The sequence below is a fragment of the Devosia sp. CAU 1758 genome (assembly GCF_054482695.1).
In genome coordinates, this window is sequence record NZ_JBTLRJ010000001.1 from 1,071,692 (window position 1) to 1,094,003 (window position 22,312).

A 22,312-nucleotide genomic window follows, 5' to 3' on the forward strand; every position below is an offset into this window, starting at 1 on the left:
CGTCAGCTGGCCCTAATCCACATAGACGAGTTCGCCACCCTCGCCCGGCGCGGCCACTTCAACGGCTGCGTCGTCGGTCATATCCGCATGGGCGGTAGTGGAAACCGGTGTCCGGTCGACCGCGTGGTCGTGGACCACCTGTTCGTCGAGGATTGCCACCAGTTCGTCGCCCACGCGGGCGATGCCGGCGAGGAAGCGGGCGGCGGAGGCGTCCATCTGTGGGACGGGCAGCATGTCGGCTTCCTGGGCCTCGACGATGTCGGAGACGCTGTCGACCAGAAGGCCCATGTCATTGCCGCGGACCGAAAGAATGAGGATGACCTGGCCAGCCTGGTCGGTGACGCGATTCGCGGTGCAGCCGATGCGCAGCGCCAGATCATGGACCGCCACAACGCGGCCGCGGATTTCCATCAGGCCCAGCACGTCGGGCTTGCTAGCCGGCATCGGGGTCAGGCGCGACCAGTTGCGGATTTCGCGGATCGACATGATGTCGATGCCAAAGGTCTGGCCCGCACAGGCAAAGGTGATGAACTGACGGGCGGAAGCCTCAGCCTCGCCAGCGCCGGTGAAAACATCCATTGCGGCCTGATTGTCTGTCATTGCGACGTTGTACTCGATCCGCGCGGCCACGACGTGCCGCGCCCAGAAGGGCTTTGCGTCATTGTCCGCCACAAAGGTTGTCGGGAGGTTATTGAGTGGTGCGGGCGGCGGGAATCGAACCCGCAAGGCTAGCGCCGAGGGATTTTAAGTCCCTTGTGTCTACCAATTCCACCACGCCCGCTTGGCTCGGCTGCCCGTGTTTGTCACAAGGTCTTCGCCAAGACAATTGCGTCGCAGCGATTCTTCCCCGGAGGCTAGATGATCGAACGCATCGAAACCGGCATTGCGCCATCCAGCGCGCCCATCAACGACGCGGTGCGTGCCCGCAAGCATGTGTGGCTCGTCGCGATTGCCGAGGACCCGGTGACAGGCGAAATCGTCGAGAACGATATTGAGGCGCAGGCGCGGCGCTGCATCCAGAACCTCGAGATCGCGGTCAAGGCGGCCGGCGGGAGCCTACGAAACCTCGTCATGGTGCAGATATTCCTGGTCGACAGCGCCGACGCACCGGGCATGAACGCGGTCTATCGCGAGCTCTTCACGACCCAACCCTTTCCGGTCCGGGCCACGGTCGTGGTCAAGGAATTGCTGGCCAAGGGCCTCCGAATTGAAATGACAGCCACGGCGGTACTCGACTGATGTTGCTCAAGCGCGATCTGCTCGAAGACATAAAGGCCGGCAAGGTCGATCTCATCTTCCGCCGCTGGAACCGCCCGACGGTGAAGCCCGGCGGGACGCTCAAGACCAAGGTGGGCCTTCTCGCCATCAAGTCGATCACCGACATGTCGCCCGACGATGTCACCGATTCCGAGGCGCAGCGTGCTGGCTTCGAGGACGTGGCCGCTTTCCGCCGCTGGCTGGATTCGATGAAGGAGGGGAGCCTCTTCCAGCGCATCGAGGTGGGGTATCTGGGGGAAGAATAGGGGCGCACTCAGAACGGCGTGGGCGCCACGAAGGTTGTAAATACCTCGGTCGTGGGGTGCGTGAACCCCAATTCGGCCGCATGCAGTTGCAGGCGGTCGGCAGCGGCGAGATCCTCGCCATCGGCATAAAAGGCATCACCAAGAATCACATGGCCGATGGCCTTCATGTGGACCCGCAATTGATGCGTGCGTCCGGTCAGCGGCACCAGCCGTACCCGCGTGGCGTTTTCCTCGCGCTCGATCACACGCCATTCGGTCTGCGCCGCGCGGCCATGGTCGTGATCGACCTTCTGGCGCGGTTTGTTGAGCCAGTCGGTTCCCAGCGGCAGGTCGATGAGGCCGGTGTCCTCGGCGATGATCCCTGAGACCCGCGCGATATAGCTTTTGGTGGTCTTGCGGTGCTCGAACTGGCTGCCGATGCGGCCATGCGCGCGCTTGTTGAGCGCGAGCACCAAGACGCCCGAAGTGTCCTTGTCGAGCCGGTGGCACATGCCGGCGCCGGGATAGCTCTGGCGAGCCCGGTATTCGACACAATCCCAGAGACTGGGGTCTTTCCCCGGCACGCTCAGCAGGCCCGACTGCTTGTCCACCACCAGGATGTCGTCATCGACGTGGATGATGTTCAGGTAGGGGTCGGTTGGCGGGAAGTAGTCTTTGAGCGTGGGCATGGGACCGAGCATGAGGCCATCTAGCAGGACTTGGGGCGCAGGCCAAGCAGGGTGATCGGCGCGGCGCATTTCCGGCTGGCACGCCGAAGCATTGCGTGCCAGTTTCGAGCCATGTTGGCGACTGTCTTCGATACCGCATTGGGGCATTTCGGGCTGGGATGGACCGATAGCGGCATCTGTCGCGTCTGGCTGCCCGGTCCGACGCCGGACGATCTGCGGCAATTGCAGGTCTCGCGTGGATTTGCCCCGGGTGAGCCGGATGGGTATGTCGCACGGGTGCTTGATCGCATCGAGGATTATGCCGAGGGCGCGGTTGTGGATTTCTCCGATACCCCGCTCGACCTTGCCGGCCTGCCTGACTTTCACCGTCGCGCCTATGAACTGCTGCTTCAGGTGGGCTGGGGGCAGACGCTGACCTATGGTGATCTGGCGCGCCGATTGGGTGATGTCGGCCTGTCGCGCGCCGTGGGGCAGGCCATGGGTGCCAATCCTGTCCCACTGGTCATCCCCTGTCACCGGGTGCTGGCCAGCGATGGCAAGCCGGGCGGATTTTCGGCGCCGGGTGGCGCTGTGTCCAAGGTCCGCATGCTGACGCTGGAAGGGGTCAGCCTCGGCGCTCCGGCCGGGCAGATGAATTTCGGGTTCTAGTGATGGCCATAGAGATCGAGCGCAAGTTCCTGGTGTCGGGGGAGGGGTGGCGGGACGCGGCAACCAGCAACGCTGCTCTGCGGCAGGGCTATCTCTCCAGCAGCGCCAAAGCCACTGCGCGCATCCGTATCGTGGACGATGAGCGGGCCATCTTGACCCTCAAGGGCCCGACCTCCGGCATCAGCCGCGCCGAGTTCGAGTACGCGGTGCCGCTGTCGGACGGGCTTGCACTGCTGGAGATGGCGCGGCCGAATGTCGTCGAGAAGCGCCGTTACCTGGTGCCCCATGACGGTTGCACATGGGAGGTGGATGTCTTCGAAGGCGCCCATCAGGGACTGGTGATGGCGGAGGTGGAACTGGCCTCGGCGTACCAGTTCTTCACACTGCCAGACTGGGCGGGCCGGGAGGTCAGTCATGACGACCGTTACGCCAATGCCAGCCTGTCGCGCCATCCGGGCGTGCCCGCTGTTGACCCTGACGTGGCGTGAGGGACTATCCCCTTGTCTCGCGGAGGATGCGAGAGCGATGAAGACCTATACCGTCAATCAACTGGCCCGACTTGCGGGTGTCTCGGTGCGGACATTGCATCATTATGACGAGATCGGCCTGCTCGGCCCCGCATTCACCGGCGAGAACCGCTATCGCTATTATGGCAACGAGGAATTGCTGCGCCTGCAGCAAATTCTCATCCATCGCGAACTGGGCATTCCCCTGGCCGAGATCGGCGCCATCCTCGATGCGCCAGGCTTTGATCGGCTCGAGACGCTGCAAAGTCAGCGGGAACGTCTGGAAGCACAGGCGAAGCGTTACGCCGGAATGGTGAGGACGATCGACCGCACGATCTCCCGTCTCAAAGGAGAACGCACAATGAAAGACGCAGATTTGTATTCGGGCATTGTCTCGCCCGAAAAGCAGGCTGAATACGAGGCTTGGCTGGTCAACCACTACGGACCTGACATGGAGGCCGAGATCGAATCCAGCCGCAATGCGGTCAGCGCCATGAGCGAGGCCGGACGGGCGGCCTGGATGGCCCAGCTCAAGGACATCGAAGAAGGCTTGGCTGAGGGGTTGCGCAAGGGATTGCCGCCACAGGCCAAGGCGCTTGATCCGATGATCGAGCGGCATCGTAGCTGGGTCGCCAGGAGTTGGGGCAGGGACTGCCCGCCCGAAGCCTATGCGGGGCTGGCGGACATGTACAAGCATCCAGATTTTCGGTCTCGCTACGAGTCTATCGAGCCAGGCTTTGCCGATTATCTCATTGCCGCAATGAAAGCCTGGGCACGCCGACACATCGGCTAACTCTGTTGGGGGCGCCGGGCGGGCGTCCCCTTAATTTCTATTGCCTGAGCGGGATTTGGCGTCGATAGAACTAGCATGCCTGTTCACAATCCCCGCTTAGCGCTGTTCCTGGCGACGGGAGGCCTGGTGTGCCTCATCGCCATGTCGGCAATCATCCATGAGGCCGCACCGCACGCGACCCTGGGCCAGCTGATTTTCTGGCGCAGCGCCATCGCCCTGCCGCCGATCATCGCCTATCTGGCCCTGCGGGGGCAGATCGGCATGTCGGTGCGCACCAGACGGCCGGGCAAGCATCTGGTGCGGGGCGTGCTAGGTTGTGTGGTGATGGCGCTCAACTTCACCGCTCTGGCCTATCTCTCGGTCGGCGTCGCGACGACATTGAGCTATCTAACGCCAATCCTCTCGATGTTCGCCGCCATGCTACTGCTCAAGGAACGCAGCTCCGTGCTGGTGGTCCTGGGCGTGGCCTTCGGCTTTGTCGGCGTGCTCATCATGCTGTTCCCGGCGCTGGTGGGCAGCGATGTGCGCGATGGCGCGCTGATCGGCATTGCGGCTGGCGTTGGCATGGCCGCGACCAATGCCCTCTCCCGCGTGCAGGTGAAGGATTTGACCCGCACCGATCCGCCGGCGAGCATCGCCCTGTCGTTCGGGCTGCTTAGTACCTTCGTGGGTGGCGTGACGTTTCTGTTCGGCTGGATGCCGCTGGACGGACAGACGCAATTGTTGCTGGTGGGGGCAGGGCTCCTGGGCGGCATTGGCCATGTGATTATGATGGAGGCGGTGGCGCGGGCGCCGGTCTCGCTGCTCGCGGGCTATGAATATACCGGCATCCTCTGGGCTTTCTTCTTTGATGCAGTGCTGCTCGGCGTGCATCTGGATGCCTGGAACGTGACGGGCGCCGCCGTCATCGTTGTCGCCGCAATCCTTGTCGCCGTCGGGCAGGGAACGTTCCGGCGCACAATTTCCATCACCGCCGGAAGCTCCTGAGGCCCAGTCTGTTTCGGATCGATTCCGGCCATGCAGGCGTTGGGTCAAAGGGACCTGATGCTGAGGGCGCGCATGAACGACGGATTGACCCCAATGTTGCTTTACTGGATCACGCGCGCCATCGAATGGTGCGGGATTGCAGTCATCATTGGCGGATTGCTGTTCGGCTCGATTCGCTTTCTGCAGGCACTCATTGCGGGGGAGGCAGACGAAACGCGCTTTCGCCGCTATCGGGCCGATGCCGGGCGCGGCATTCTGCTCGGGCTCGAATTTCTGGTGGCAGCCGATATCATAGCGACCGTAGCTATCGAGCCCAGCTTGCAGAGCCTGGCGATTCTTGCCGGGATCATCATGATTCGAACATTTCTCAGCCTGTCGCTGGAGGTGGAGGTGTCAGGCCGCTGGCCTTGGCAGCAGCCGCGTTCCGAAGTCAAGGAGCGCCAGGAATCCAGATGAGTTGGCTCACTGCCAGCGTTTGAATTTCTTGAGATGATCGAGCGCGCCGGTCACCGTGCGCACGATCTTGTCCACGCTGTCGGTCACTGGCACCACCAGCACGTTTTCGCTTGCCGGGTCCGGCAGTTCGAGGGTCGCGAACTGGCTGTCGAGCAGGCTAGCGGGCATGTATTCGTGTTTGCGGCGGGCCATGCGCTCGCCGATGACCTCGCGGCTGCCATCCAGATAGACAAACAGCACCGGCTCGCCGGCTTTCTCGGTGATGAAATCCCGATAGGCGCGCCTGAGTGCCGAACAGGCGCCTACGGCGACGCCCTTCTTCTCCGCCGCGGCCTTCAGCGCAACGGTTAGAGCCTCCAGCCATGGCCAGCGATCTTCGTCGGTCAGTGCTATGCCGTTCCGCATCTTTTCGACATTGGCCTCAGGGTGATAGCCGTCGCCATCCAAAAAAGGTGCATGCAGCGCCCGGCCGAGAGCCGCGCCCACGGTGGATTTGCCTGAGGAGCTGACACCCATCACGATGATGATGCGGGCCGGCTCAGACGACTGCGGTAAAGGCGCCATCGACATATAGAATGTGTCCGTTCACGAAACTTGAGGCATCAGAGGCCAGGAAAATGGCGGTGGGCCCAAGCTCTTCAACTTCGCCCCAGCGCCCCATGGGGGTGCGCTGCTTGACCCAGTTGTCAAAGGTCGCGTCTGCCATCAGCGCAGTATTGAGGTCGGTCTTGAAATAGCCCGGTGCGATGGCGTTGATGTGAAGCCCCCTGGGCGCCCAATCGGCGGCCATGCCGCGCGTCAGGTTAGCGATGGCTGCCTTGGCGGCGCCATAGGGTGCGGCGGTGGGGCGGGCATGGTTTGTCAGGATCGAGCAGATATTGATGATCTTGCCGTGCCCGCGCTCAAGCATGCGCTGGGCCACCGCCTTGCTGACCGAGAAGGTCGAGACCACATGGGTGCTCAGCATCGTCTCGAAATTGTCGTGGCTATAGGCATCGAGCGCCCCGCGAATCTGGATGCCGGCATTGTTGACCAGGATATCGATGGGTCCCATCTCGGCCTCGATATGGGCGATGGCGCCCCCGACGCTGTCGGGACTGGTGACGTCAAAGGCCACTGCCGCCACTTCTGCGCCGGTCGCTGCCAGGTCGGCAGCGGCGGCACCAAGGGCGACACTATCCCTGGCATTGAGCACGATTTTGGCGCCGGCACCGGCCAGTGCCCGCGCCATAGCTAGACCCAGCCCGCGGCTGGAGCCGGTGACCAGTGCACGCCGCCCGGTCAGGTCAAAGGGTGATTTTGGAGTGCTCATGGCGCCGGACTTTGCTTTTTGTGCTGCACGTTTGTTAGTTTAGCTGCCTTGCCAGCGCAAGCCGACCCCCTTGATCTTCCATACAAGCTATGCGATCTGGCCGGAATTGTCCAATCCGCCCTTTCTTCGGAGAGCGGTTTGTGGTCATTTCCCGCCGCGTGCCGTGCCCTCGGCGCCGGGATGAACACGGAAGAGCTTTAGAAGGACTGTTTGTATGTCGACAGCGGATATTGGCCTTATCGGCCTGGCGGTCATGGGTTCCAACCTTGCCCTCAATATCGCCGAGAAGGGCTATACTGTTGCCGTTCACAATCGTTCGGCTGGCCGGATCGACGAACACGTCGCCGAAGCCAAGGCGCAGGGCCTGGATGGCAAGACCATCCCGAAATACGACCTGGCCGATTTCGTGCAGACGGTGAAAGCGCCGCGCTCGATCATCATCATGGTCAAGGCTGGCAAGCCGGTCGATGAGATGATCGAGCAGCTGCTGCCCCTCCTGGAGCCGGGCGATGCCATCATCGAATGCGGCAATTCGCTCTATACCGACACCCAGCGGCGCTTCGACTATCTCAAGCCCAAAAATATCGGCTATCTCGGCGTCGGTGTGTCCGGCGGCGAAGAGGGTGCCCGCCATGGCCCCTCGATCATGGTCGGCGGCTCCAAGGAGCAGTGGCACAATGCCGAGGCGGTGCTGACCGCCATCGCCGCCCAGTTCAACGGCGAAAGCTGCTGCGCGTATCTGGGCGAAGGTGGTGCCGGCCATTTCGTCAAGATGATCCATAACGGCATCGAATATGGCGACATGCAAATGATCGCCGAAATCAATGGCGTGATGCGCGATGGCCTGGGCATGTCGCCTAAGGAATGCGCAAATGTCTTCAGGGAGTGGAACAAGGGTCCGCTCAATTCCTATCTCATCGAGATCACCGGGCATGTCCTGGATGCCGTTGATGAACAGACCGGCAAGCCGCTGGTCGAGCTGATCCTCGACAAGGCCGGACAGAAGGGCACCGGCGTCTGGTCCGCCATTGTCGCCCAGCAGATGGGCGTGCCTGCCACCGCCATCGAGGGCGCCGTGGCCGCCCGCTCAATTTCCTCGCGCAAGGGCGAACGCGTGGCTGCCGAAGCCATCTATGGCAAGCCGAACCGTCCCAAGACCGACGTGACGCTAGCCGATCTCGAGAAGGCGCTGCTGGCGGGCAAGATCGTCTCCTATGCGCAGGGCTTTGCCGTCATTGCCAAGGCATCCGAAGAATTCGGCTGGTCGCTGCCGCTGGCCACCATTGCCAAGATCTGGCGCGCCGGCTGCATCATCCGCTCGCGCTTCCTCGATCAGATGGCTTCTGCCTATGCCAAGGGCGAAGCCGTGAACCTGCTGGTGGTGCCGGACTTCGTTTCCATCATGAAGGACAGCCACCCGAGCCTTCGCAAGGTGATCGCTGCGGCCGCCATGGGCGAGTTCCCGATGATCTGCCTCTCGGCCTCGCTGAGCTATTTCGACAGCTATCGCCAGGCCCAGGGCACGGCCAACCTCACCCAGGGCCAGCGCGACTTCTTCGGCGCCCATGGCTTCGAAATCGAAGGCCGCGGCACCGACCTGCACGGCACCTGGCCGAGCACTCTAGGCAAGTAAGCTGCTTTGATACGTTGAAGCGAAGTTAGAGTGCTGGCCTTGGCCGGCGCTCTTTCTATTTGGAGGTGCAGTATGAAGAACGTGCAAGTGATCGATGGTGCTATGAACTGCACCTACGACATATTCGCTATAGACGATCCAGATTTCCTTGTGATCTTCCCGGACGGTCAAGATATCGAATTTGCCTCCGACCTATGGGAGAGGTCGAGTTCAAGGGAATTGAAGAGGCTGCTGGACAAGATGTGGTCACAGCGCGTCGAGAAGGAGATGGTGCAGGGCATTCATGGGACCCTGTTCTATGAACTCGACTTCAAGAAGCAATACTATCCGACGAAAAAGTCAGCTGAAATGGTTGCGGCAATCTAGAGCGCCCGGAACATCACATAGCTGTCCACAAAGCCATGGACGGGATGGTTGAACGCCTTGGGCAGGGTGCCGACGATGTGGAAGCCCAATTTCTGCCAGAGGGCGACGGCTCCGGTATTGGTCGAGACCACGTGGTTGAACTGCATGGCGCGGAAACCGCGCTGTCTGGCCCGCTCGAGCGAATGGAGGCACATGGCGCCGGCGACACCCTTGCCACGGGCTTCGGGCGCGGTCATGTAGCCGCAATTGGCAACGTGGGCACCACCGCCGCGCTGGTTGTGCATCAGATAATAGGTGCCGACCACCAGGCCGTCGATCTCAGCCACAAAAACCTCGTGTGCCGACATCAGCCAATAGGCGCGAACGCCTTCGTCGTCGAGATCGGTGTCTATGGCATAGGTTTCGCCGGCAGCCAGCACGGGCTTGACGATACGGAGAATGGCAGGCCAGTCAGCATCAGCGGCCGGGCGAATTGTCGATGTCATCGTCGTCTTCCAGCGGAGCCACGCGTACCTGGCCGGGCGGGGCCATTTCGGGCACATGGGGGTGATCGGCAATGCTGGGCCGCCGCCCCAGATCGAACCGCCAGGCCGAGATGGCAAAGACGATCAGCGCCAGCACCACGGCAATGCCGCAGGCGATGAAGGGCGCGCCGGGGAAGTAATGCCCGGATGCAGGGCTGCTCGTATAATACGAGAAGATCTGCGTGGCGCCGAGCGGGCCGATGATTGTTGCCAGTGAACTGGCGGCGTTGACCGCGCCCTGCAATTCGCCCTGGCTATTGTCCGGCACTTGGCGCGACAGCACGCCATTGATGGCCGGGGGCGCCAAACCGCTTACGCAGCCGACGGCAATGAAGAGGTAGAGCTGATAGACATCTGCCGAGAACGCGATGCCGGCAAAGGCGATCGCGGCTGCAAACAGGCCGATCATGCCGACGGCCGGCTCGCCCATGCCCTTGGACAGCGGTCCGGCAAGCACGGCCTGGCTGAAGGCAAAACCGATGCCGAAGGCGCCGAGCGTGCGCCCGATGGTGGAGGAGGTGAAATTGAACACCTCCACCGTGAAATAGCTAAAGATCGTCGGCAGCGCCTGCGTCGCTAATTGCAGAAAGAACAGCACCACCAGCAGCCACAGCACCGACGAATACTGGCGCAGCGCCACCACGGCGCCGAGCGGATTGGCGCGGCGGATATCGAACTTGCGACGCGAGTGCTTGGGCAGGCTTTCCGGCAGGACCATCAGGCCGAAGAGGAAGTTGGCAAAGGCGAGCCCTGCCGCCGCAAAGAACGGGACGCGTGGGCCGAATTCGCCCAACTCCCCGCCGATCACCGGCCCGATGATAAAGCCGAGGCCAAAGGCGGCGCCGATGAGGCCAAAGCGCTGGGTACGCTTATGCGGGGGCGTGATATCGGCCATATAGGCCGTTGCGGTGGCCAGAGCTGCCCCGGCAATGCCGGCAATGATGCGGCCGATGAAGAGGTACCAGACGAAGGGCGCGATCGCCATCATCAGGTAGTCGAAGGTGAGGCCCAAAAGGGATAGCAGGAGAACGGGACGGCGGCCGAACCGGTCCGACAGGTTTCCGAGCACAGGGGAAAACACAAACTGCATGAATGCATAGGCAAAGACCAGGTAGCCGCCAATGACCGCAGCCTGCGCAATGCTGCCGCCGGTCAGGTCTTCGAGCAGTTCCGGCAGCACAGGCACGATGATGCCCACGCCAATCATGTCGAGCAGCACGGTGATCAGGATGCAGGCGAGTGTCAGGCGAGAACGGGTAGCAGCTTGCATGCGGTGGCTTTTACCTTTTCTTTGTCCCACCTCAATGGTGCGATGCAATTGACACGGCGCGCGCCGACAAGGCAAGCGCACAGCATGCGGGCCGGCCTTGCCCTCTAATCCGACCCGGTTAGGCCATCGCCCGGATCATACGCATAGATCCAATCTAGTCGTTTCAGATGCGCGCGCGGCCCCTGAAGACGCATGACCAGATCGCGCGCGGTGCTGACAGGCCACGGCAGATGGAAGATGCGGCCGTTCCGGGCCGAAAGTGCGGCGACGCGCCGGGTGCGGGGCCGACGCAGTTCGCCATAGTGGGAAAAGGCCGCTTCGGCGCTTTCGGTTCCCGCCAGGAGGGGCGCGAGGGTCATGGCATCCTCGATCGCCATGGCCGCGCCCTGGGCCTGGAAGGGCACCATGGCATGGGCCGCGTCCCCAATGATGCCGATATTGCCCCGGTGCCAGACCGGCGCATCGACGGTGTACATGGGCCAGGGGGTCCAGTTCTGGCCAGCCGCGGCGAGAATCGCATCGACGTGCGGGCCGGGCCGTAGCGGGCGAGGCTGCGCGTCGGTCTCGGGCGTCTTGCCGGGCATGAACAGCGCCAGGTTGACCTGGCCGCGATGGGGCAGGGGATAGCAGACCAGGTGAAACCCGCTGCCGAAGAACACCGATACCCGGTCGGGCGCCACTTGGCTCGATACCAGGTCGATGGGCACCAGGGTTCGCCAGGCGATGCGATTGCGAAACTCGGCCTGGGGACCGTCCAGCACCGACATGCGGGTGCGGGAATGGACGCCATCGGCGCCGATGAAGCCATTGGCCCGGCTGGTCCGGCTCTGGCCGTTGGCCTCGTCTATCGCCACGGTCACGCCGCGCGCATGGGAGACGACATCCCAGCCCCGGACGCCGAACAGAAGGTCGATATTGGCAAAGCGCCGGCAGGCCTTGTAGAGCGCATCGGCAAGGTCGGCCCGGTGCATGACGGCATAGGGGGCGCCAAAGCGCTCGCGCATGATGGGGCCCAGTTCCATGCTGACCAGCGGCCTGCGACCGCCTTGGGCATAGACATCGAGGGCGCGGGGTTCAAGGCTGGCGCGCTGAAGTGCGTCGCTGAGGCCCAGCCTGTTGAGGGCATGGCGGGCATTGGGGCTGATCTGGAGCCCGGCGCCGAATTCCTGCACATTGGGGCTGCGCTCGAGCACCACCACGGTGGCGCCGAACTTGGCCAGCGCAAGCGCCATGGTCATGCCGGCAATGCCTGCGCCTGCAATGACGTAGCTGCGGCCCGTGGCGGGCATGGTCATGCCTCAGGCGGCGTCGACCTGGAAGATGGCGGAGGCCGGGTTGGCGTGACCGGCGCCCAGTTCTGCCTTGAACACATAAAGGGTCGAGCAATAGGGGCAGACGATTTCGCTGTCCTTGCCCATGTCGAGATAGACATGGGGATGGTCGAACGGGGGCAGGGCGCCGACGCACTGGAATTCCCGGGAGCCGATCTCGATAGCGCGCAGGCCTTGGGTGTTGTGGAAGTGCGGGGTCGAGCCGTGGGCCATGGGTGGGAACCTGGATGGTGTTTGATTTGGCGCGACCATAGCCAAAGCCCCAGGGCAAGAAAAGGGCAAAGGGGTGCTTGATTTTATGCCCCGAAGCCGCAAAACCCGGACGGCGCTGCAAAGAGGACGTTCCATGCCCAGCTTCACCACTTCGGGACTTTCGCTCGACTACGGCCTGGCAGGCGCTGGGCCGCCAGTGCTGCTTATCCACGGCTTTGCGTCCAGTGGTAAGGTCAACTGGGTGGATACGGGCTGGGTCGAGACTTTGGCAGATGCGGGCTATCAGGCGATCACGCTGGATAATCGGGGACACGGACAGTCCGACAAGCCGCACGATCCTGAGCTCTACTATCCAACGCAGATGGCCGAGGACGCCGTCGCCCTGCTCGACCATCTTGGCATCGCCCGGGCCGCAATCATCGGTTATTCGATGGGCGCTCGAATCGCAGCCTTCATGGCCTTCGCTCATCCCGAGCGCGTTGCCAGTGTGGTTTTCGGCGGCATGGGGATGAACCTCGTCAACGGACTGACCGACGGCAATGACATCATTGCCGGGCTGCGGGCGCCGGCTCTGGCCGACCTGACCCATCCGACGGCGCGGCAATTCCGCATCTTTGCCGACCATACCGGCTCGGATCGCGAGGCGCTGGCAGCCTGCATGGAAACCTCACGCCAGCCGATGGCGCGGGCCGATGTGCGTCGGATAGGGGTGCCGGTGCTGGTGGCGGTCGGTGAGGCGGACGAGATGGCGGGACCGCCCGAAATGCTTGCCGAACTGCTGCCTCATGGCGAGGCCGTGGTCATTCCCAAGCGCGACCACATGCGGGCCACGGGCGACAAGGTGTTCAAGGCGGCGGCGCTGGACTTTCTCGGCCGGACTTTCTCGAATGTACCCGTTTCGTGAACCAAAGGCCCTGCTTTGGCTTTGAATAGAGTAACGAACTGGCTTATATCGTCAGTTATCGATGAAGCGGAGCGATGCGCGATGAGTGGCAGTGCCAAGAAGTCGGCCCAGATCCAGGCAGTCGATCCGGTATGGGCGGCCGTTCGTGCCGGCGCGCAGCAGATTCTGGACGGCGAGCCGTCGCTGGGCAACATGGTGCTCTCCACCATTCTCAACCACGACAGTTTCGAGGAAGCGCTGGCGCATCGGCTGGCGGCACGCCTCGACCATGAGGACGTATCGGCCGACATGATCCGGCAGGCCTTTGCCGAAACCCTGCGCGACCAGCCGGACATTGGCGAAGCGGCGCGTGTGGATTTGGCGGCGACGCTGGAACGCGATCCGGCCTGCCACCGGGCGGTGGAGCCGCTGCTCTATTTCAAGGGTTATCAGGCCATCCAGACCCATCGCTTCGCCCATGCCATGCACAGGGCTGGGCGCCGGGACTTCGCGCTCTATCTGCAAAGCCGCTCCAGCCAGGTGTTCCAGGTGGACATCAATCCGGCGGTTCCGATTGGCAGGGGCATCATGCTCGATCATGGTACTGGGCTGGTCATCGGCGAGACGGCAGTGGTCGGCGACAATGTGTCGATGTTGCAGAATGTCACCCTTGGCGGTACCGGCAAGGCCGACCAGGACCGGCACCCCAAGATCGGCAATGGTGTTCTCATCGGTGCCGGCGCCAAGGTGCTGGGCAATATCAAGGTGGGCGATTGCTCGCGCGTGGGCGCAGGATCGGTCGTGCTCAAGGAAGTGCCGCCCCGGACCACCGTGGCCGGCGTGCCGGCGAAGGTGATCGGCGAGGCCGGTTGTGCCCAGCCGGCGCTGGTGATGGACCAGATGGTGCTGGTGCACGACAGCAATAGCTAGGGGCTAGGCAAGGGGCGGCCGTCCGTTGTTCCCGGTAAATTGCCCGGTGCAGGGGTTGCCAGCGCCGGGCGAGACACTAGATTGCCGGCTCAACGCAATCAGCAGGACATGCTTCCGTGAACCATCCCGAGATCATCAAGCTGCAGAAGTTCCTGCAGCAGAAATTCAACAACCGCAATATCGATGTCCGCCCCCGCCCCAAGCTCAATGATTCCGTGGAAGTCTTTGTCGGCGAAGAGTCGATCGGGCTGATCCATCTGGACGACGAGGACGGCGACAAGTCGTACATGTTCTCCATGTCGATCCTGGACATCGACCTCGAAGATATCGAGTAGGCGCGGCTAAAGCGCCCCGATCCGGCTCAACCAAAGGGCCAGTTCCTCATCGAAGCGTTTCCATGCGCCCAGGGCTTCAGCGTCGAAGCTCAGGACAGCTGCCAGCCCGTTCGGCAGGTGAATGGTCCGGAGGCACCTGTCTCGGCGCGTCGGCTCCGGTGCAGCAACACATTTTGCCACGAAGGGGCTGGGCGAGAGCGGATCATACCAGACCGTTTCGCCCGCATAGCCTTCGCTGGGCAGTAGCGGCTTTCCCACCAGCCCCGGAATGCCGCCCACCGAGTCATCGGCAAACTGATGCAGGTACACGGCGTCCAGCAGGGCGCCGCTGGACAGGGCGCCGCTGCGCGGCAGCAGAGTCGCCTCGACCGCATAGGCGGGCTGGCCGGGCTCCAGGGCGAGCCTCAGGGTCAGGTCGACCTGGCTGGTAAAGCCGGGCTTCATATCTTCGCCAAAGCGAAACCAGGACGCGGGAATGGAGAGTTCTTCGCCCGCTATTGTCTGGATGACACGATTGTCATCGGAAAACAGCGGCTGTGCCGGACGGGCGTTCCGGCCGGCCTGATCGATGGCATAGGCAATGCCTACAGCCGCCAGCAAGACCAGAACCGTGATCCCCGCGAGATTGTAGGCGATCTGGCTGCGCCCAATGGAGGCCGGCTGCGCTGGCGTGTGTGGCATCGACATGTCGAAATTAACCAGAATTCTCGCAATGGGGTGACAGCCATTAGGGGGATCAATATGCTTAACAAAGTGTAAATAATTGATCGGCAGACGCGGCGGCGCGGGGACGGCTAGGCATGACCAGAGAACTTCTGCTTGCGGCATTCATCATGGGCGTCGGGCTGTGCGTGGCTGGTGCGGGGACGCATCTTTACCAGTGGGTCACAAGGCAGCAGGCTGTGCTGCGCATGGACGGCGCCACATATCTGGCCTCGCTGGGCAATCTGGCGATGAGCTTTATATGTGGGCCCTATATCCTGCTCCAGTTCGGCTGGAGCCACGAGGATGACGGCACGATCTCGATGACATCGGTCCTGCTTTCGGCACTGGTGTCGTTCGGCTGGGCGTTCATCACCGGCCTGTTGTTCCTCAGCGCCTATATCGCCCTGCGCCAATAGGGTCGGGATATCCGGGAAACAGAAAGGCCGGCTCCGCTTGCGCGGGCCGGCCTTTCTCTTCAGACCCCTATCAGGGATAGGCTTGGGGCGGGGTCCGGAAACTGATCAGCTGGCGGCAGCGACCACGAGGACGCGATCGTCGATCATGTCGACCCATTGGCCGGCATTGGCCTGGGACTGGCGCTTGATGAACTTGTAGGGGGTGTCGCTCCAGAGGTGGATCGCGCCATCCTGGTTGTCGAGCACGAGGTCACCGCGATCGGTTCGGGCCAGAAGCACCGCGTGGCCGTTGCCATTGGCCTCCTTGACCACGGCGATCATCAGCGTCGAGGGGTGCCAGCCGGAGTTGATGAGGTCGCGGCGCTTGGCCAGCGCAAAATCCTCGCAGTCGCCATAGCCGTTCGGATAGGTCCAGAACTCGGCAACCTGGTAGAGGTCCTGGTCGGTGACCGGAACCACGTTCTGATTGTAATAGGCATTGACCGAGACCAGCTGCTGCCAGGTGCTGTCGGTCAAGGCCATGGCCGGGACGACGCGATCATTGGGGCGGCAATCGCCCGGATGCTTGGAGCAGAATTCGAGATGGCCCACCGGAATGGAGGTGGTGCCCGAGGCGGTCTGCACAAAGGCGACATTGCTGAGATCGAGTGCGACGGCCGGGGTCAGTGCGGCGAGGGCGAAAATCAGCCCTGCGAGCAGCCCCTTCTTGTTGAATGACATCGTGTAGTCTCCCTGATGGAGACCACATTAGGGGCGCGCTGTTGCCCCGATCCGAAAACTACCACGCAGTTTTTATGCGTGTTTTATCGATAGTTGGAGGGATTGATTCACCATGTGAAACTGGTTGGGCATACTGGCCTGGGCAGGCGCCGTTTGGCGCCTCAGTTCATGCGCAGGTTCTGCTGAACGACGGTGAGCATTTCCTGGGCGGCCGCGAACTCGACAGCCACGCCGTTCTGAAAGTGGCGGACGACGCGGGCCCGCATACGGCCAAGGGTGATGGGCGTGCCCATGGCGGGGCGCACGTCCAATTCAACTGCCGCGCCCGAGAGCGAGATGTCGATGATCTTGCAGTTGTAGCGGCGGCCATCGTCGAGCACGACGGTGGAATGCCGGATATCGGGGACGACACGCTCGTGCCGCCGGTCTTCGGGCAGATTGAGCAGGTCCTTGTTGGCTAGCCAAGTTAGCTGGGCAGCCATCTTGTCGCGCTTACGCGGCGAGGCGGCGATGTCCATGACGAAGCCGCCATCGACCTGCGAGAGGATCGTGCCTTCAATGCGGCCCAGGTGATCGAGATAGGCAATGATGCGTTCGCCGATGATGCCGGGCACAGGGGCGATGACCACCGCATCCCCGGGGGACATCGAGAGGACCTGGCAGGGAAATTCCCGGCGGTCGGCCAGCATGTAGCGGCCGAGGATCGACACGCTGACGCGTTGGAAACGCCTGTCGCCGGCACCAGAATGCAGGCTGAGGGCTCTCTGAGGCGCTGTAGTGTCGTCAGTCAGCATGCGTCAACCTGTTCCACGCACTGGGGAAATCCACAGCAACGTTAGCGGCTCTTGGTTAACGCTTGATGAGACTCGGCGCGCCGAAAAGACTCAAAGGCCCACTATTTGTCTAGTTGCGACCACCGTCGATCACTGCAAGGTGCGCGTAGCGGCGCGCCGTGCGGCCAAAGACCGTCGTCGGCATGCCGGAAGCGGCGCCGGAGGGCGCGAAATCGACATCGTTGACGACGCTGGCGAGAACTTCGCGCGCGGTTTCCTCGGCCGAGATCTCGTCCGGCCAGATCAGGCGGAGGCCAGTGATCCGCTGTTCGAGAACCGGCTGTACACCGAGCCAGTAGGGCTCATCGAGGGACGTCATGGCGCCCAGGATGCGGGTGTGGGTCGAGCCGTTGTGACGCAGCGGCATGAGGATGGTCTCAAAGGTGACCTTGGTCTGGAGGGCCGTGGTGCCTTGGAATGTCACCAGCGCAACGGCGTGGTCTTCGGTCACGGCGCGGAGCAGGGTGTCCATGGCGTCGCCGTCGCGATCATGCCAGAGCGCCGAAAAGGAGCGGCCCTTCAGTTCGCGGCAATAGCTGGTGCACAGGTGCGACCCGGCGAGACGGAAGGAAAACTTGTCCTGTCCATCCAGTTCGAGAATGAAGGTGTTGGCTAGTGCCTCACGGATGCGTGTGGGGTCGATGTCGCGACGGTCAGGCGCGCTGCGGGAGCCACGAATCGTGTTCCAGTAGGTATAGAGGGTCTTCGTGCTCGGCATCTGCATCATTTAAGTCCGCATCTGGAGTCGATAGGGCGTCCTCAAAGGGAGTCCGCCGCGCCCCTGACAATCGCAAAATGCGGCCCCGAAGGCGCGCTTAAAGAATAGTTAAGGTTAACGTCTGTGGCCAAATGTGGAAAAGCTGAACCAACCCGGCTCCGGCTCGCTGTTTCAGGACATCATCGATGAGTGAACAAGACCAAAAGCCCGTCGCGCCGGGGCCTCAGGGGCGTGAGCCGGTCTTCCTGCTACCCAATGCCATTACCATTCTGGCTGGTGTCCTCGTCACCATTCATCTTGCGTCAACCTTGGTTCTTAACCCGGACGGGCAGACACAACTGCTGTTCTGGTTCGCCTTCCAGCCCTACCGGATTGTGCTGGGTGGGATGGATCCGGGCATCGCGATCCCACTGTTGTGGACGCCGTTCTCGCATGCCTTCCTGCATGCCGGTTGGGATCACCTGCTGATCAATCTGGCCTGGCTGGTCATTTTTGCAACTCCGGTGGTCAGGCGCTATGGGGCAGGGCCGATGCTGGCGCTGTTCCTGCTCTCGGCGGCTGGTGGCGCGGCGCTTTTTGCTGTCAGCACGCTTTATAGCCAGGTCTATCTGATCGGTGCCTCGGGCGGTGTGGCAGGGCTGACCGGGGCGGCTATACGGTTCATGTTCCAGCCGGTGCTCATGGGTCGTCATCCAGAGACCGGGGAGCCGGTCATGCTGGGCCGGCGGCTGGCGAGCATCGCGGGCGTCTTCGCCAATCCACCCTCGCGCTGGTTCACGCTGATCTGGCTGCTGCTCAATGCCCTGGTGCCGCTGGTACCGCTCCTGACCGGCACCTCGCTCGGCATAGCCTGGCAGGCCCACCTTGGCGGGTTCGCCGCCGGGTTCCTGCTGGTCGGGCTGTTCGAGCGGAGGATCTAGCTGCCGTAAACGGCCTTGGGATCAAACAGGCGAGGCAATCCGGTGTCTTCAAGCGCGGGTGTTCCGTCGGCTGACACGACCTTGCGATAAAAGCAGCTCTTGCGGCCGGTGTGGCAAGCAGCGCCACGGCCGGTCTGGCGCACCAGCATGACAAGGCAATCCTGGTCGCAATCAGTCCGCAGTTCGATCACCTCCTGTAGCTCGCCTGAGGTTTCGCCCTTCTTCCAGACTGCTTTGCGGGAGCGGGACCAATAATGGGCGATGCCGGTTTCCAGCGTCAGCGACAGGGTCTCGGCATTCATGTGCGCGACCATGAGCACGGTGTTGGTGCCGTCCTCGACTGTCACCACTGTCAGCAGACCGTGGGCGTCAAAGCCCGGCGCGAAGACGCTGCCTTCCTCGAGAGCATCGTGGTCGAGTGCCTTGGGGTCGGTGAAGGTGGGGGTCATATTTGCCTGCAGTCTGGGGGCCGATAGCTAAGGGCAATCCATAGGCTGCATGGACCACCCAGACAAGCCGGGTGGTCCATGCAGCGCTGGATAGTCAGGGTGCCAGGCCGAACCAGACTTCGACATCGCCGCTGCCGGTGCGGGTGTCAAAGCGGGGGCCGTAATATTCGATGAAGCTGTGGACTGCTTCGCTCGGCTCGTGGCCATTGGCCGTCAGCCATTGTTCGGCGGCGCCGATGGTCTGGCGCAGGGCCGAGACGTGGCCGGCATGCGTGAACCGGGCCCAGCGCAGGGCAGGCACCGTGACCATGGTGATTTCGGGCGGCACCTCGGCCCCGGCGCGCATTTCCACGGCGACGAGATAGTCGAAGAGGCCTTCGGAGGTGATGTCGCCGACAAGACCATAGGCGGCTCCGGCAATGGCGCCGTCGAGATTGCCGATATAGGGCTGAAAGCGCCGCCACTGTTCGGGAATGCCAACTGGCATGCTCATCTTGTGGCGGTCGGCAATGCCAGCGAAATGCATTTCTGGCCGTTTTTCAAAGTGAGGCGGTGCAACAGGGGCAGAGGTGGTCGTATCCATTCTGAGAGGCTCCACGAGCATGATACCATCGAGACTACGCCGCTGGCGGACCATTTGCGGGGTGACCCCGAACTGATCGCGAAAGGCGCGGGTGAATGCCTCATGCGAGCCGTAGCCGGAATCCAGAGCCACCGACAGGATGTCGGGGGCGCCATCGGCCAGAACACGCGCAGCTTCGCTCAGGCGTCGTGCCCGCAGGTAGCCGGTGACGGAGTGACCGGTGACCAAGGGAAAGAGCCTTGAAAGATAGCTTTTGGACCGCCCGGTAACCGATGCCAGTTCCTCCAAGTCCAACGGCTCGCGCGAGCGGCTTTCTAGAACCCAGAGCATTTCGGCAATAACGGACATGGCACGGACTCGGTTTGAGGCGCGTAGTCTATGTCACGTTCAGCGCAGGTCCACTTGATCGTGCTTGTCATCAGCAAGGGTCGTGGCGGAGATCTTTGACTGGAGGGTCTGGATGATTGTCAGCATCTGTCCCGTGGCGAGAAGTCCGGGCCCAAGCGGCCCCGAGCGGTCCTCGCCTATCGGAGGCAGAGTGACAAGCGCAGCGCGGACCTCTTTCGACATGTGCTGACTTTGCCAATGAACTTCAGCGGCAATGGCATCTGGCCCGCCGGGCACAGAAAGGCCCACTGCCCGGGCGGCATAAGCAGCCGCGCCCAAGGCGTGGGCACCCATATGGCAAACTGCCGAGGCCTGGCCTGCGGACCTCGCTGCGGCGGCTGCGGCCGGCGTTGCCGCATCGCGCGCGGCACTACCCCCGCCGAAACGCTTCCGAATTTCAGTGGCGGTGTTCAATTCTCCGCGGGCGAAAGCGCGGGCCCTGGCGATGGCGGTCCTTGGGCGATGATCGCCCGGCGAGGCGGCTTCAAAGAGGTGCAACACCCGTTCGGCGCAATCCGCCGCCCAGGCGGCGACCAGCCGCCGATCGGACTCCTTGAGGGTTTGGGAAGATTGCGCCATGCATTGCCAATAACACGCCGGACAGAAAATCAAGCTGAGCGTAGCGGACTATTTGCGGCCCACCATGGCAAAGAACCGGTCCTGCTCCACGCGGTCCTCGGCAAAGACGCCGGTAAACCGATGGGTGACGGTCTTGACGTCATGAGCCCTTACGCCGCGCATGGTCATGCACATGTGCTCGGCTTCCAGCATGACGGCGGCGCCGCGGGGCCCAAGATTTTCGTTGATGGCGTCGATGATCTGCGCCGTCATGGTTTCCTGGGTCTGGAGGCGCCTTGCAAAAACTTCTACCAGCCGGGCGAGTTTGGAGAGGCCAACCACGCCGTCATGCGGCAGGTAGGCGATATGCGCCTGGCCGAAGAACGGCACCATGTGGTGTTCGCAGTGGGCGTAAAAGGGAATGCCCTTGACCAGGACCAGGTCATCATAGCCGCCTACTTCCTTGAAGGTCTTGGAGAGCACCTCTCCAGCGTCCTGGTCATAGCCGGCAAACAGCTCGCTATAGGCCTTGGTGACGCGCGCGGGAGTCTCGAGCAGGCCTTCGCGGGTCGGATCGTCGCCAGCCCAGGCAATCAGCGTGCGGACAGCCGCTTCCGCCTCTTCCCGGCTCGGCCGGGCAGGGCGAGTTTGGGCATTCTGCGCAGCGACAAGCGGCTTGACTTGGGCGTCCATGGGGTCCGGCTCCTTGCGTTACGACCGTTGCTCACTACGCGACGAACGACGCGTCAGATTTCGACAGGAGCACAACCTCCTGACAGTCCAGTGGAGACGTCCTATATAGAAGCGGAACGAGACCGGAACAAGAAACAGAATTGTCGGGATTATGGAGCTGAGCGATCTCTATTCCGAAAGGATTCTCGATCTGGCGGGAAACGCCCGGCAGCCTGCGCGGCTCCATGCGCCGGATGCGAGTGCGCGCAAGGTGAGCCGGGTCTGTGGCTCGGTGATCGAGGTGGATATCGGGGTGAAGGACGGAATTGTCACTGGCTATGGCCACGAAATCTCCGCCTGCGCGCTGGGACAGACCTCGGCGGCGGTGGTGGCACGGGAGATCGTCGGCACGCCGGTGACTGAGTTCCTGTCCGTCCGGCAGGAAATGCACGACATGCTCAAGGCCGATGGCACGCCGCCTTCGGGCAAATGGGAAGACCTGAGATATCTCGAGCCGGTGCGGGACTATCCCAACCGGCATGTCTCGACGCTGCTGGTGTTCGATGCCGTGGCGGCGGCGCTCGAAAAGCTTGAGTCGTCACAGGCGGTTGCGGCGGGGCGGTGATGGAGAGAGTCATCGACCTCATGTGGCGGTGCATCGACCTGCCGTTCAGAATCGCGGCTGTGTTCCTGATCACGGTCTATCGCTACACGCTTTCGGCCTTTACCGGGCGCAGTTGCCGGCACGCGCCGACCTGCTCGGAATTCACGCGCGACGCGATCTGGAAGTACGGGTTCTGGCCGGGCGGCTGGATGGGCCTCGCGCGCATCTATCGGTGCCGACCGGGCGGAACGCATGGCTATAACCCCGTCCCCGACGCGCTGCCAGAGGCGGGGCGATGGTACAAGCCGTGGCTCTATGGCCGGTGGCGGTAAATGAACCCACCCCCCGAATTGTCCGCCAGCCTTATGG

At 62.6% G+C, this 22,312-nt stretch carries 32 protein-coding genes and 1 tRNA gene; 16 read left to right on the top strand and 17 right to left on the bottom strand.

Annotation, left to right across the window (positions count from 1 at the left end; translation table 11 throughout):
- Positions 1 to 12: 12 nt before the first annotated feature.
- Together ACXYMS_RS05395 and ACXYMS_RS05400 are read right to left on the bottom strand one after the other, a co-directional pair.
- The gene (locus ACXYMS_RS05395; protein ID WP_458904324.1) at positions 13 to 672 is read right to left on the bottom strand and encodes a chemotaxis protein CheW; all 660 of its coding nucleotides are present in this window, start codon (positions 670 to 672) and stop codon (positions 13 to 15) included.
- Positions 673 to 696: 24 nt separating this feature from the next.
- Positions 697 to 781, bottom strand: a tRNA-Leu gene (locus ACXYMS_RS05400).
- Between the two features lie 77 nt (positions 782 to 858).
- On the opposite strand from ACXYMS_RS05400, the gene ACXYMS_RS05405 reads away from it, so the two are divergent.
- Both ACXYMS_RS05405 and ACXYMS_RS05410 read left to right on the top strand, forming a co-directional pair.
- Positions 859 to 1,239: a RidA family protein gene (locus tag ACXYMS_RS05405; RefSeq protein WP_458904326.1), complete on the top strand. Its 381-nt coding sequence runs from the start codon at positions 859 to 861 to the stop codon at positions 1,237 to 1,239.
- A complete protein-coding gene (locus ACXYMS_RS05410) occupies positions 1,239 to 1,523 on the top strand; it encodes an ASCH domain-containing protein (RefSeq protein WP_458904328.1) in 285 nt (94 codons plus the stop codon). Before ACXYMS_RS05405 ends, ACXYMS_RS05410 begins: the two co-directional genes overlap by 1 nt.
- A gap of 8 nt (positions 1,524 to 1,531) precedes the next feature.
- On the opposite strand, the gene ACXYMS_RS05415 is transcribed toward ACXYMS_RS05410, so the two are convergent.
- Entirely contained in the window at positions 1,532 to 2,191 is a 660-nt protein-coding gene (locus ACXYMS_RS05415) for a pseudouridine synthase (protein ID WP_458904329.1), read from the bottom strand.
- A gap of 111 nt (positions 2,192 to 2,302) precedes the next feature.
- Here ACXYMS_RS05415 and ACXYMS_RS05420 point away from each other — a divergent pair, with 111 nt between their 5' ends.
- The 5 genes from ACXYMS_RS05420 (at position 2,303) to ACXYMS_RS05440 (ending at position 5,581) form a co-directional block, all read left to right on the top strand.
- Positions 2,303 to 2,839, top strand: coding sequence for a methylated-DNA--[protein]-cysteine S-methyltransferase (locus ACXYMS_RS05420; RefSeq protein ID WP_458904331.1), 537 nt, complete (start codon positions 2,303 to 2,305; stop codon positions 2,837 to 2,839).
- 2 nt (positions 2,840 to 2,841) lie between these two features.
- Positions 2,842 to 3,327: a CYTH domain-containing protein gene (locus ACXYMS_RS05425; RefSeq protein WP_458904333.1), complete on the top strand. Its 486-nt coding sequence runs from the start codon at positions 2,842 to 2,844 to the stop codon at positions 3,325 to 3,327.
- 37 nt (positions 3,328 to 3,364) lie between these two features.
- On the top strand, positions 3,365 to 4,138 hold the full coding sequence (locus tag ACXYMS_RS05430; protein ID WP_458904335.1) for a MerR family transcriptional regulator: 774 nt from the start codon (positions 3,365 to 3,367) through the stop codon (positions 4,136 to 4,138).
- 75 nt (positions 4,139 to 4,213) lie between these two features.
- On the top strand, positions 4,214 to 5,125 hold the full coding sequence (locus ACXYMS_RS05435; protein WP_458904337.1) for a DMT family transporter: 912 nt from the start codon (positions 4,214 to 4,216) through the stop codon (positions 5,123 to 5,125).
- Positions 5,126 to 5,197: 72 nt separating this feature from the next.
- Entirely contained in the window at positions 5,198 to 5,581 is a 384-nt protein-coding gene (locus ACXYMS_RS05440) for a DUF1622 domain-containing protein (protein WP_458904339.1), read from the top strand.
- Between the two features lie 6 nt (positions 5,582 to 5,587).
- Here the strand turns inward: ACXYMS_RS05440 and ACXYMS_RS05445 are convergent, their stop codons facing one another.
- Together ACXYMS_RS05445 and ACXYMS_RS05450 are read right to left on the bottom strand one after the other, a co-directional pair.
- The gene (locus tag ACXYMS_RS05445; protein WP_458904341.1) at positions 5,588 to 6,151 is read right to left on the bottom strand and encodes a gluconokinase; all 564 of its coding nucleotides are present in this window, start codon (positions 6,149 to 6,151) and stop codon (positions 5,588 to 5,590) included.
- Complete coding sequence (locus tag ACXYMS_RS05450; RefSeq protein WP_458904343.1) at positions 6,120 to 6,893, bottom strand: SDR family oxidoreductase; 774 nt, start codon at positions 6,891 to 6,893, stop codon at positions 6,120 to 6,122. Before ACXYMS_RS05450 ends, ACXYMS_RS05445 begins: the two co-directional genes overlap by 32 nt.
- Before the next feature lie 214 nt (positions 6,894 to 7,107).
- Here ACXYMS_RS05450 and gndA point away from each other — a divergent pair, with 214 nt between their 5' ends.
- Positions 7,108 to 8,526, top strand: a complete 1,419-nt coding sequence (gene gndA / locus ACXYMS_RS05455; protein WP_458904345.1) for an NADP-dependent phosphogluconate dehydrogenase — start codon at positions 7,108 to 7,110, stop codon at positions 8,524 to 8,526.
- 72 nt (positions 8,527 to 8,598) lie between these two features.
- On the top strand, positions 8,599 to 8,892 hold the full coding sequence (locus tag ACXYMS_RS05460; protein WP_458904346.1) for a hypothetical protein: 294 nt from the start codon (positions 8,599 to 8,601) through the stop codon (positions 8,890 to 8,892).
- Here ACXYMS_RS05460 and ACXYMS_RS05465 read toward each other — a convergent pair.
- The 4 genes from ACXYMS_RS05465 to ACXYMS_RS05480 all read right to left on the bottom strand — a co-directional run bounded on the left by ACXYMS_RS05465 (position 8,889) and on the right by ACXYMS_RS05480 (position 12,230).
- The gene (locus ACXYMS_RS05465) at positions 8,889 to 9,377 is read right to left on the bottom strand and encodes a GNAT family N-acetyltransferase (protein ID WP_458904348.1); all 489 of its coding nucleotides are present in this window, start codon (positions 9,375 to 9,377) and stop codon (positions 8,889 to 8,891) included. The two genes, ACXYMS_RS05460 and ACXYMS_RS05465, sit on opposite strands and share 4 nt — an antisense overlap.
- A complete protein-coding gene (locus ACXYMS_RS05470) occupies positions 9,349 to 10,686 on the bottom strand; it encodes an MFS transporter (RefSeq protein WP_458904350.1) in 1,338 nt (445 codons plus the stop codon). The genes ACXYMS_RS05465 and ACXYMS_RS05470 overlap by 29 nt, the downstream gene beginning before the upstream one ends.
- Positions 10,687 to 10,790: 104 nt before the next feature.
- The gene (locus ACXYMS_RS05475) at positions 10,791 to 11,975 is read right to left on the bottom strand and encodes an FAD-dependent monooxygenase (RefSeq protein WP_458904352.1); all 1,185 of its coding nucleotides are present in this window, start codon (positions 11,973 to 11,975) and stop codon (positions 10,791 to 10,793) included.
- 9 nt (positions 11,976 to 11,984) lie between these two features.
- Positions 11,985 to 12,230 carry a zinc-finger domain-containing protein gene (locus tag ACXYMS_RS05480; protein WP_458904354.1) on the bottom strand — a complete coding sequence of 82 codons (246 nt, stop codon included), beginning with the start codon at positions 12,228 to 12,230 and terminating at the stop codon, positions 11,985 to 11,987.
- Positions 12,231 to 12,363: 133 nt separating this feature from the next.
- Between ACXYMS_RS05480 and ACXYMS_RS05485 the strand changes: the two genes are divergently transcribed.
- From ACXYMS_RS05485 to ACXYMS_RS05495, 3 genes are all read left to right on the top strand, one after another.
- The gene (locus ACXYMS_RS05485) at positions 12,364 to 13,134 is read left to right on the top strand and encodes an alpha/beta fold hydrolase (protein WP_458904356.1); all 771 of its coding nucleotides are present in this window, start codon (positions 12,364 to 12,366) and stop codon (positions 13,132 to 13,134) included.
- Between the two features lie 81 nt (positions 13,135 to 13,215).
- The gene (gene cysE / locus ACXYMS_RS05490; RefSeq protein WP_458904358.1) at positions 13,216 to 14,043 is read left to right on the top strand and encodes a serine O-acetyltransferase; all 828 of its coding nucleotides are present in this window, start codon (positions 13,216 to 13,218) and stop codon (positions 14,041 to 14,043) included.
- Positions 14,044 to 14,159: 116 nt separating this feature from the next.
- The gene (locus ACXYMS_RS05495; protein ID WP_458904360.1) at positions 14,160 to 14,378 is read left to right on the top strand and encodes a DUF3126 family protein; all 219 of its coding nucleotides are present in this window, start codon (positions 14,160 to 14,162) and stop codon (positions 14,376 to 14,378) included.
- 6 nt (positions 14,379 to 14,384) lie between these two features.
- Here the strand turns inward: ACXYMS_RS05495 and ACXYMS_RS05500 are convergent, their stop codons facing one another.
- Positions 14,385 to 15,065: a hypothetical protein gene (locus ACXYMS_RS05500; protein ID WP_458904361.1), complete on the bottom strand. Its 681-nt coding sequence runs from the start codon at positions 15,063 to 15,065 to the stop codon at positions 14,385 to 14,387.
- Positions 15,066 to 15,178: 113 nt separating this feature from the next.
- Between ACXYMS_RS05500 and ACXYMS_RS05505 the strand changes: the two genes are divergently transcribed.
- Positions 15,179 to 15,499, top strand: coding sequence for a DUF6949 family protein (locus ACXYMS_RS05505; protein WP_458904362.1), 321 nt, complete (start codon positions 15,179 to 15,181; stop codon positions 15,497 to 15,499).
- A 105-nt stretch (positions 15,500 to 15,604) separates the two neighbouring features.
- On the opposite strand, the gene ACXYMS_RS05510 is transcribed toward ACXYMS_RS05505, so the two are convergent.
- From ACXYMS_RS05510 to ACXYMS_RS05520, 3 genes are all read right to left on the bottom strand, one after another.
- Positions 15,605 to 16,219: a transglutaminase-like cysteine peptidase gene (locus ACXYMS_RS05510; RefSeq protein WP_458904363.1), complete on the bottom strand. Its 615-nt coding sequence runs from the start codon at positions 16,217 to 16,219 to the stop codon at positions 15,605 to 15,607.
- Positions 16,220 to 16,380: 161 nt separating this feature from the next.
- A complete protein-coding gene (locus ACXYMS_RS05515) occupies positions 16,381 to 17,013 on the bottom strand; it encodes a PilZ domain-containing protein (RefSeq protein ID WP_458904365.1) in 633 nt (210 codons plus the stop codon).
- Positions 17,014 to 17,122: 109 nt separating this feature from the next.
- Positions 17,123 to 17,776 carry a PAS domain-containing protein gene (locus ACXYMS_RS05520; protein ID WP_458904367.1) on the bottom strand — a complete coding sequence of 218 codons (654 nt, stop codon included), beginning with the start codon at positions 17,774 to 17,776 and terminating at the stop codon, positions 17,123 to 17,125.
- 179 nt (positions 17,777 to 17,955) lie between these two features.
- Between ACXYMS_RS05520 and ACXYMS_RS05525 the strand changes: the two genes are divergently transcribed.
- Positions 17,956 to 18,690, top strand: coding sequence for a rhomboid family intramembrane serine protease (locus ACXYMS_RS05525; protein ID WP_458904368.1), 735 nt, complete (start codon positions 17,956 to 17,958; stop codon positions 18,688 to 18,690).
- On the opposite strand, the gene hisI is transcribed toward ACXYMS_RS05525, so the two are convergent.
- The 4 genes from hisI to folE all read right to left on the bottom strand — a co-directional run bounded on the left by hisI (position 18,687) and on the right by folE (position 21,360).
- A complete protein-coding gene (hisI, locus tag ACXYMS_RS05530) occupies positions 18,687 to 19,139 on the bottom strand; it encodes a phosphoribosyl-AMP cyclohydrolase (protein ID WP_458904370.1) in 453 nt (150 codons plus the stop codon). The genes ACXYMS_RS05525 and hisI overlap by 4 nt on opposite strands.
- Before the next feature lie 94 nt (positions 19,140 to 19,233).
- Complete coding sequence (locus tag ACXYMS_RS05535) at positions 19,234 to 20,070, bottom strand: helix-turn-helix domain-containing protein (protein WP_458904372.1); 837 nt, start codon at positions 20,068 to 20,070, stop codon at positions 19,234 to 19,236.
- A gap of 39 nt (positions 20,071 to 20,109) precedes the next feature.
- Positions 20,110 to 20,688: a putative immunity protein gene (locus ACXYMS_RS05540; RefSeq protein WP_458904373.1), complete on the bottom strand. Its 579-nt coding sequence runs from the start codon at positions 20,686 to 20,688 to the stop codon at positions 20,110 to 20,112.
- A gap of 48 nt (positions 20,689 to 20,736) precedes the next feature.
- A complete protein-coding gene (gene folE / locus ACXYMS_RS05545; RefSeq protein ID WP_458904375.1) occupies positions 20,737 to 21,360 on the bottom strand; it encodes a GTP cyclohydrolase I FolE in 624 nt (207 codons plus the stop codon).
- 151 nt (positions 21,361 to 21,511) lie between these two features.
- Here folE and ACXYMS_RS05550 point away from each other — a divergent pair, with 151 nt between their 5' ends.
- Both ACXYMS_RS05550 and yidD read left to right on the top strand, forming a co-directional pair.
- On the top strand, positions 21,512 to 21,964 hold the full coding sequence (locus ACXYMS_RS05550) for an iron-sulfur cluster assembly scaffold protein (protein WP_458904376.1): 453 nt from the start codon (positions 21,512 to 21,514) through the stop codon (positions 21,962 to 21,964).
- Positions 21,964 to 22,275: a membrane protein insertion efficiency factor YidD gene (yidD, locus tag ACXYMS_RS05555; protein WP_458904616.1), complete on the top strand. Its 312-nt coding sequence runs from the start codon at positions 21,964 to 21,966 to the stop codon at positions 22,273 to 22,275. The genes ACXYMS_RS05550 and yidD overlap by 1 nt, the downstream gene beginning before the upstream one ends.
- Positions 22,276 to 22,312 lie beyond the last annotated feature (37 nt).

Excerpts from the sequence above, each read along its gene's own strand:
- ACXYMS_RS05405 (WP_458904326.1), top strand. The coding sequence starts at position 859 with ATGATCGAACGCATCGAAACCGGCATTGCGCCATCCAGCGCGCCCATC.
- ACXYMS_RS05410 (WP_458904328.1), top strand. The coding sequence starts at position 1,239 with ATGTTGCTCAAGCGCGATCTGCTCGAAGACATAAAGGCCGGCAAGGTC.
- ACXYMS_RS05415 (WP_458904329.1), bottom strand. The coding sequence starts at position 2,191 with ATGCCCACGCTCAAAGACTACTTCCCGCCAACCGACCCCTACCTGAAC.
- ACXYMS_RS05420 (WP_458904331.1), top strand. The coding sequence starts at position 2,303 with ATGTTGGCGACTGTCTTCGATACCGCATTGGGGCATTTCGGGCTGGGA.
- ACXYMS_RS05425 (WP_458904333.1), top strand. The coding sequence starts at position 2,842 with ATGGCCATAGAGATCGAGCGCAAGTTCCTGGTGTCGGGGGAGGGGTGG.
- ACXYMS_RS05430 (WP_458904335.1), top strand. The coding sequence starts at position 3,365 with ATGAAGACCTATACCGTCAATCAACTGGCCCGACTTGCGGGTGTCTCG.
- ACXYMS_RS05435 (WP_458904337.1), top strand. The coding sequence starts at position 4,214 with ATGCCTGTTCACAATCCCCGCTTAGCGCTGTTCCTGGCGACGGGAGGC.
- ACXYMS_RS05440 (WP_458904339.1), top strand. The coding sequence starts at position 5,198 with ATGAACGACGGATTGACCCCAATGTTGCTTTACTGGATCACGCGCGCC.
- ACXYMS_RS05445 (WP_458904341.1), bottom strand. The coding sequence starts at position 6,151 with ATGTCGATGGCGCCTTTACCGCAGTCGTCTGAGCCGGCCCGCATCATC.
- ACXYMS_RS05450 (WP_458904343.1), bottom strand. The coding sequence starts at position 6,893 with ATGAGCACTCCAAAATCACCCTTTGACCTGACCGGGCGGCGTGCACTG.
- gndA (WP_458904345.1), top strand. The coding sequence starts at position 7,108 with ATGTCGACAGCGGATATTGGCCTTATCGGCCTGGCGGTCATGGGTTCC.
- ACXYMS_RS05460 (WP_458904346.1), top strand. The coding sequence starts at position 8,599 with ATGAAGAACGTGCAAGTGATCGATGGTGCTATGAACTGCACCTACGAC.
- ACXYMS_RS05465 (WP_458904348.1), bottom strand. The coding sequence starts at position 9,377 with ATGACATCGACAATTCGCCCGGCCGCTGATGCTGACTGGCCTGCCATT.
- ACXYMS_RS05470 (WP_458904350.1), bottom strand. The coding sequence starts at position 10,686 with ATGCAAGCTGCTACCCGTTCTCGCCTGACACTCGCCTGCATCCTGATC.
- ACXYMS_RS05475 (WP_458904352.1), bottom strand. The coding sequence starts at position 11,975 with ATGCCCGCCACGGGCCGCAGCTACGTCATTGCAGGCGCAGGCATTGCC.
- ACXYMS_RS05480 (WP_458904354.1), bottom strand. The coding sequence starts at position 12,230 with ATGGCCCACGGCTCGACCCCGCACTTCCACAACACCCAAGGCCTGCGC.
- ACXYMS_RS05485 (WP_458904356.1), top strand. The coding sequence starts at position 12,364 with ATGCCCAGCTTCACCACTTCGGGACTTTCGCTCGACTACGGCCTGGCA.
- cysE (WP_458904358.1), top strand. The coding sequence starts at position 13,216 with ATGAGTGGCAGTGCCAAGAAGTCGGCCCAGATCCAGGCAGTCGATCCG.
- ACXYMS_RS05500 (WP_458904361.1), bottom strand. The coding sequence starts at position 15,065 with ATGTCGATGCCACACACGCCAGCGCAGCCGGCCTCCATTGGGCGCAGC.
- ACXYMS_RS05505 (WP_458904362.1), top strand. The coding sequence starts at position 15,179 with ATGACCAGAGAACTTCTGCTTGCGGCATTCATCATGGGCGTCGGGCTG.
- ACXYMS_RS05510 (WP_458904363.1), bottom strand. The coding sequence starts at position 16,219 with ATGTCATTCAACAAGAAGGGGCTGCTCGCAGGGCTGATTTTCGCCCTC.
- ACXYMS_RS05515 (WP_458904365.1), bottom strand. The coding sequence starts at position 17,013 with ATGCTGACTGACGACACTACAGCGCCTCAGAGAGCCCTCAGCCTGCAT.
- ACXYMS_RS05520 (WP_458904367.1), bottom strand. The coding sequence starts at position 17,776 with ATGCAGATGCCGAGCACGAAGACCCTCTATACCTACTGGAACACGATT.
- ACXYMS_RS05525 (WP_458904368.1), top strand. The coding sequence starts at position 17,956 with ATGAGTGAACAAGACCAAAAGCCCGTCGCGCCGGGGCCTCAGGGGCGT.
- hisI (WP_458904370.1), bottom strand. The coding sequence starts at position 19,139 with ATGACCCCCACCTTCACCGACCCCAAGGCACTCGACCACGATGCTCTC.
- ACXYMS_RS05535 (WP_458904372.1), bottom strand. The coding sequence starts at position 20,070 with ATGTCCGTTATTGCCGAAATGCTCTGGGTTCTAGAAAGCCGCTCGCGC.
- ACXYMS_RS05540 (WP_458904373.1), bottom strand. The coding sequence starts at position 20,688 with ATGGCGCAATCTTCCCAAACCCTCAAGGAGTCCGATCGGCGGCTGGTC.
- folE (WP_458904375.1), bottom strand. The coding sequence starts at position 21,360 with ATGGACGCCCAAGTCAAGCCGCTTGTCGCTGCGCAGAATGCCCAAACT.
- ACXYMS_RS05550 (WP_458904376.1), top strand. The coding sequence starts at position 21,512 with ATGGAGCTGAGCGATCTCTATTCCGAAAGGATTCTCGATCTGGCGGGA.
- yidD (WP_458904616.1), top strand. The coding sequence starts at position 21,964 with ATGGAGAGAGTCATCGACCTCATGTGGCGGTGCATCGACCTGCCGTTC.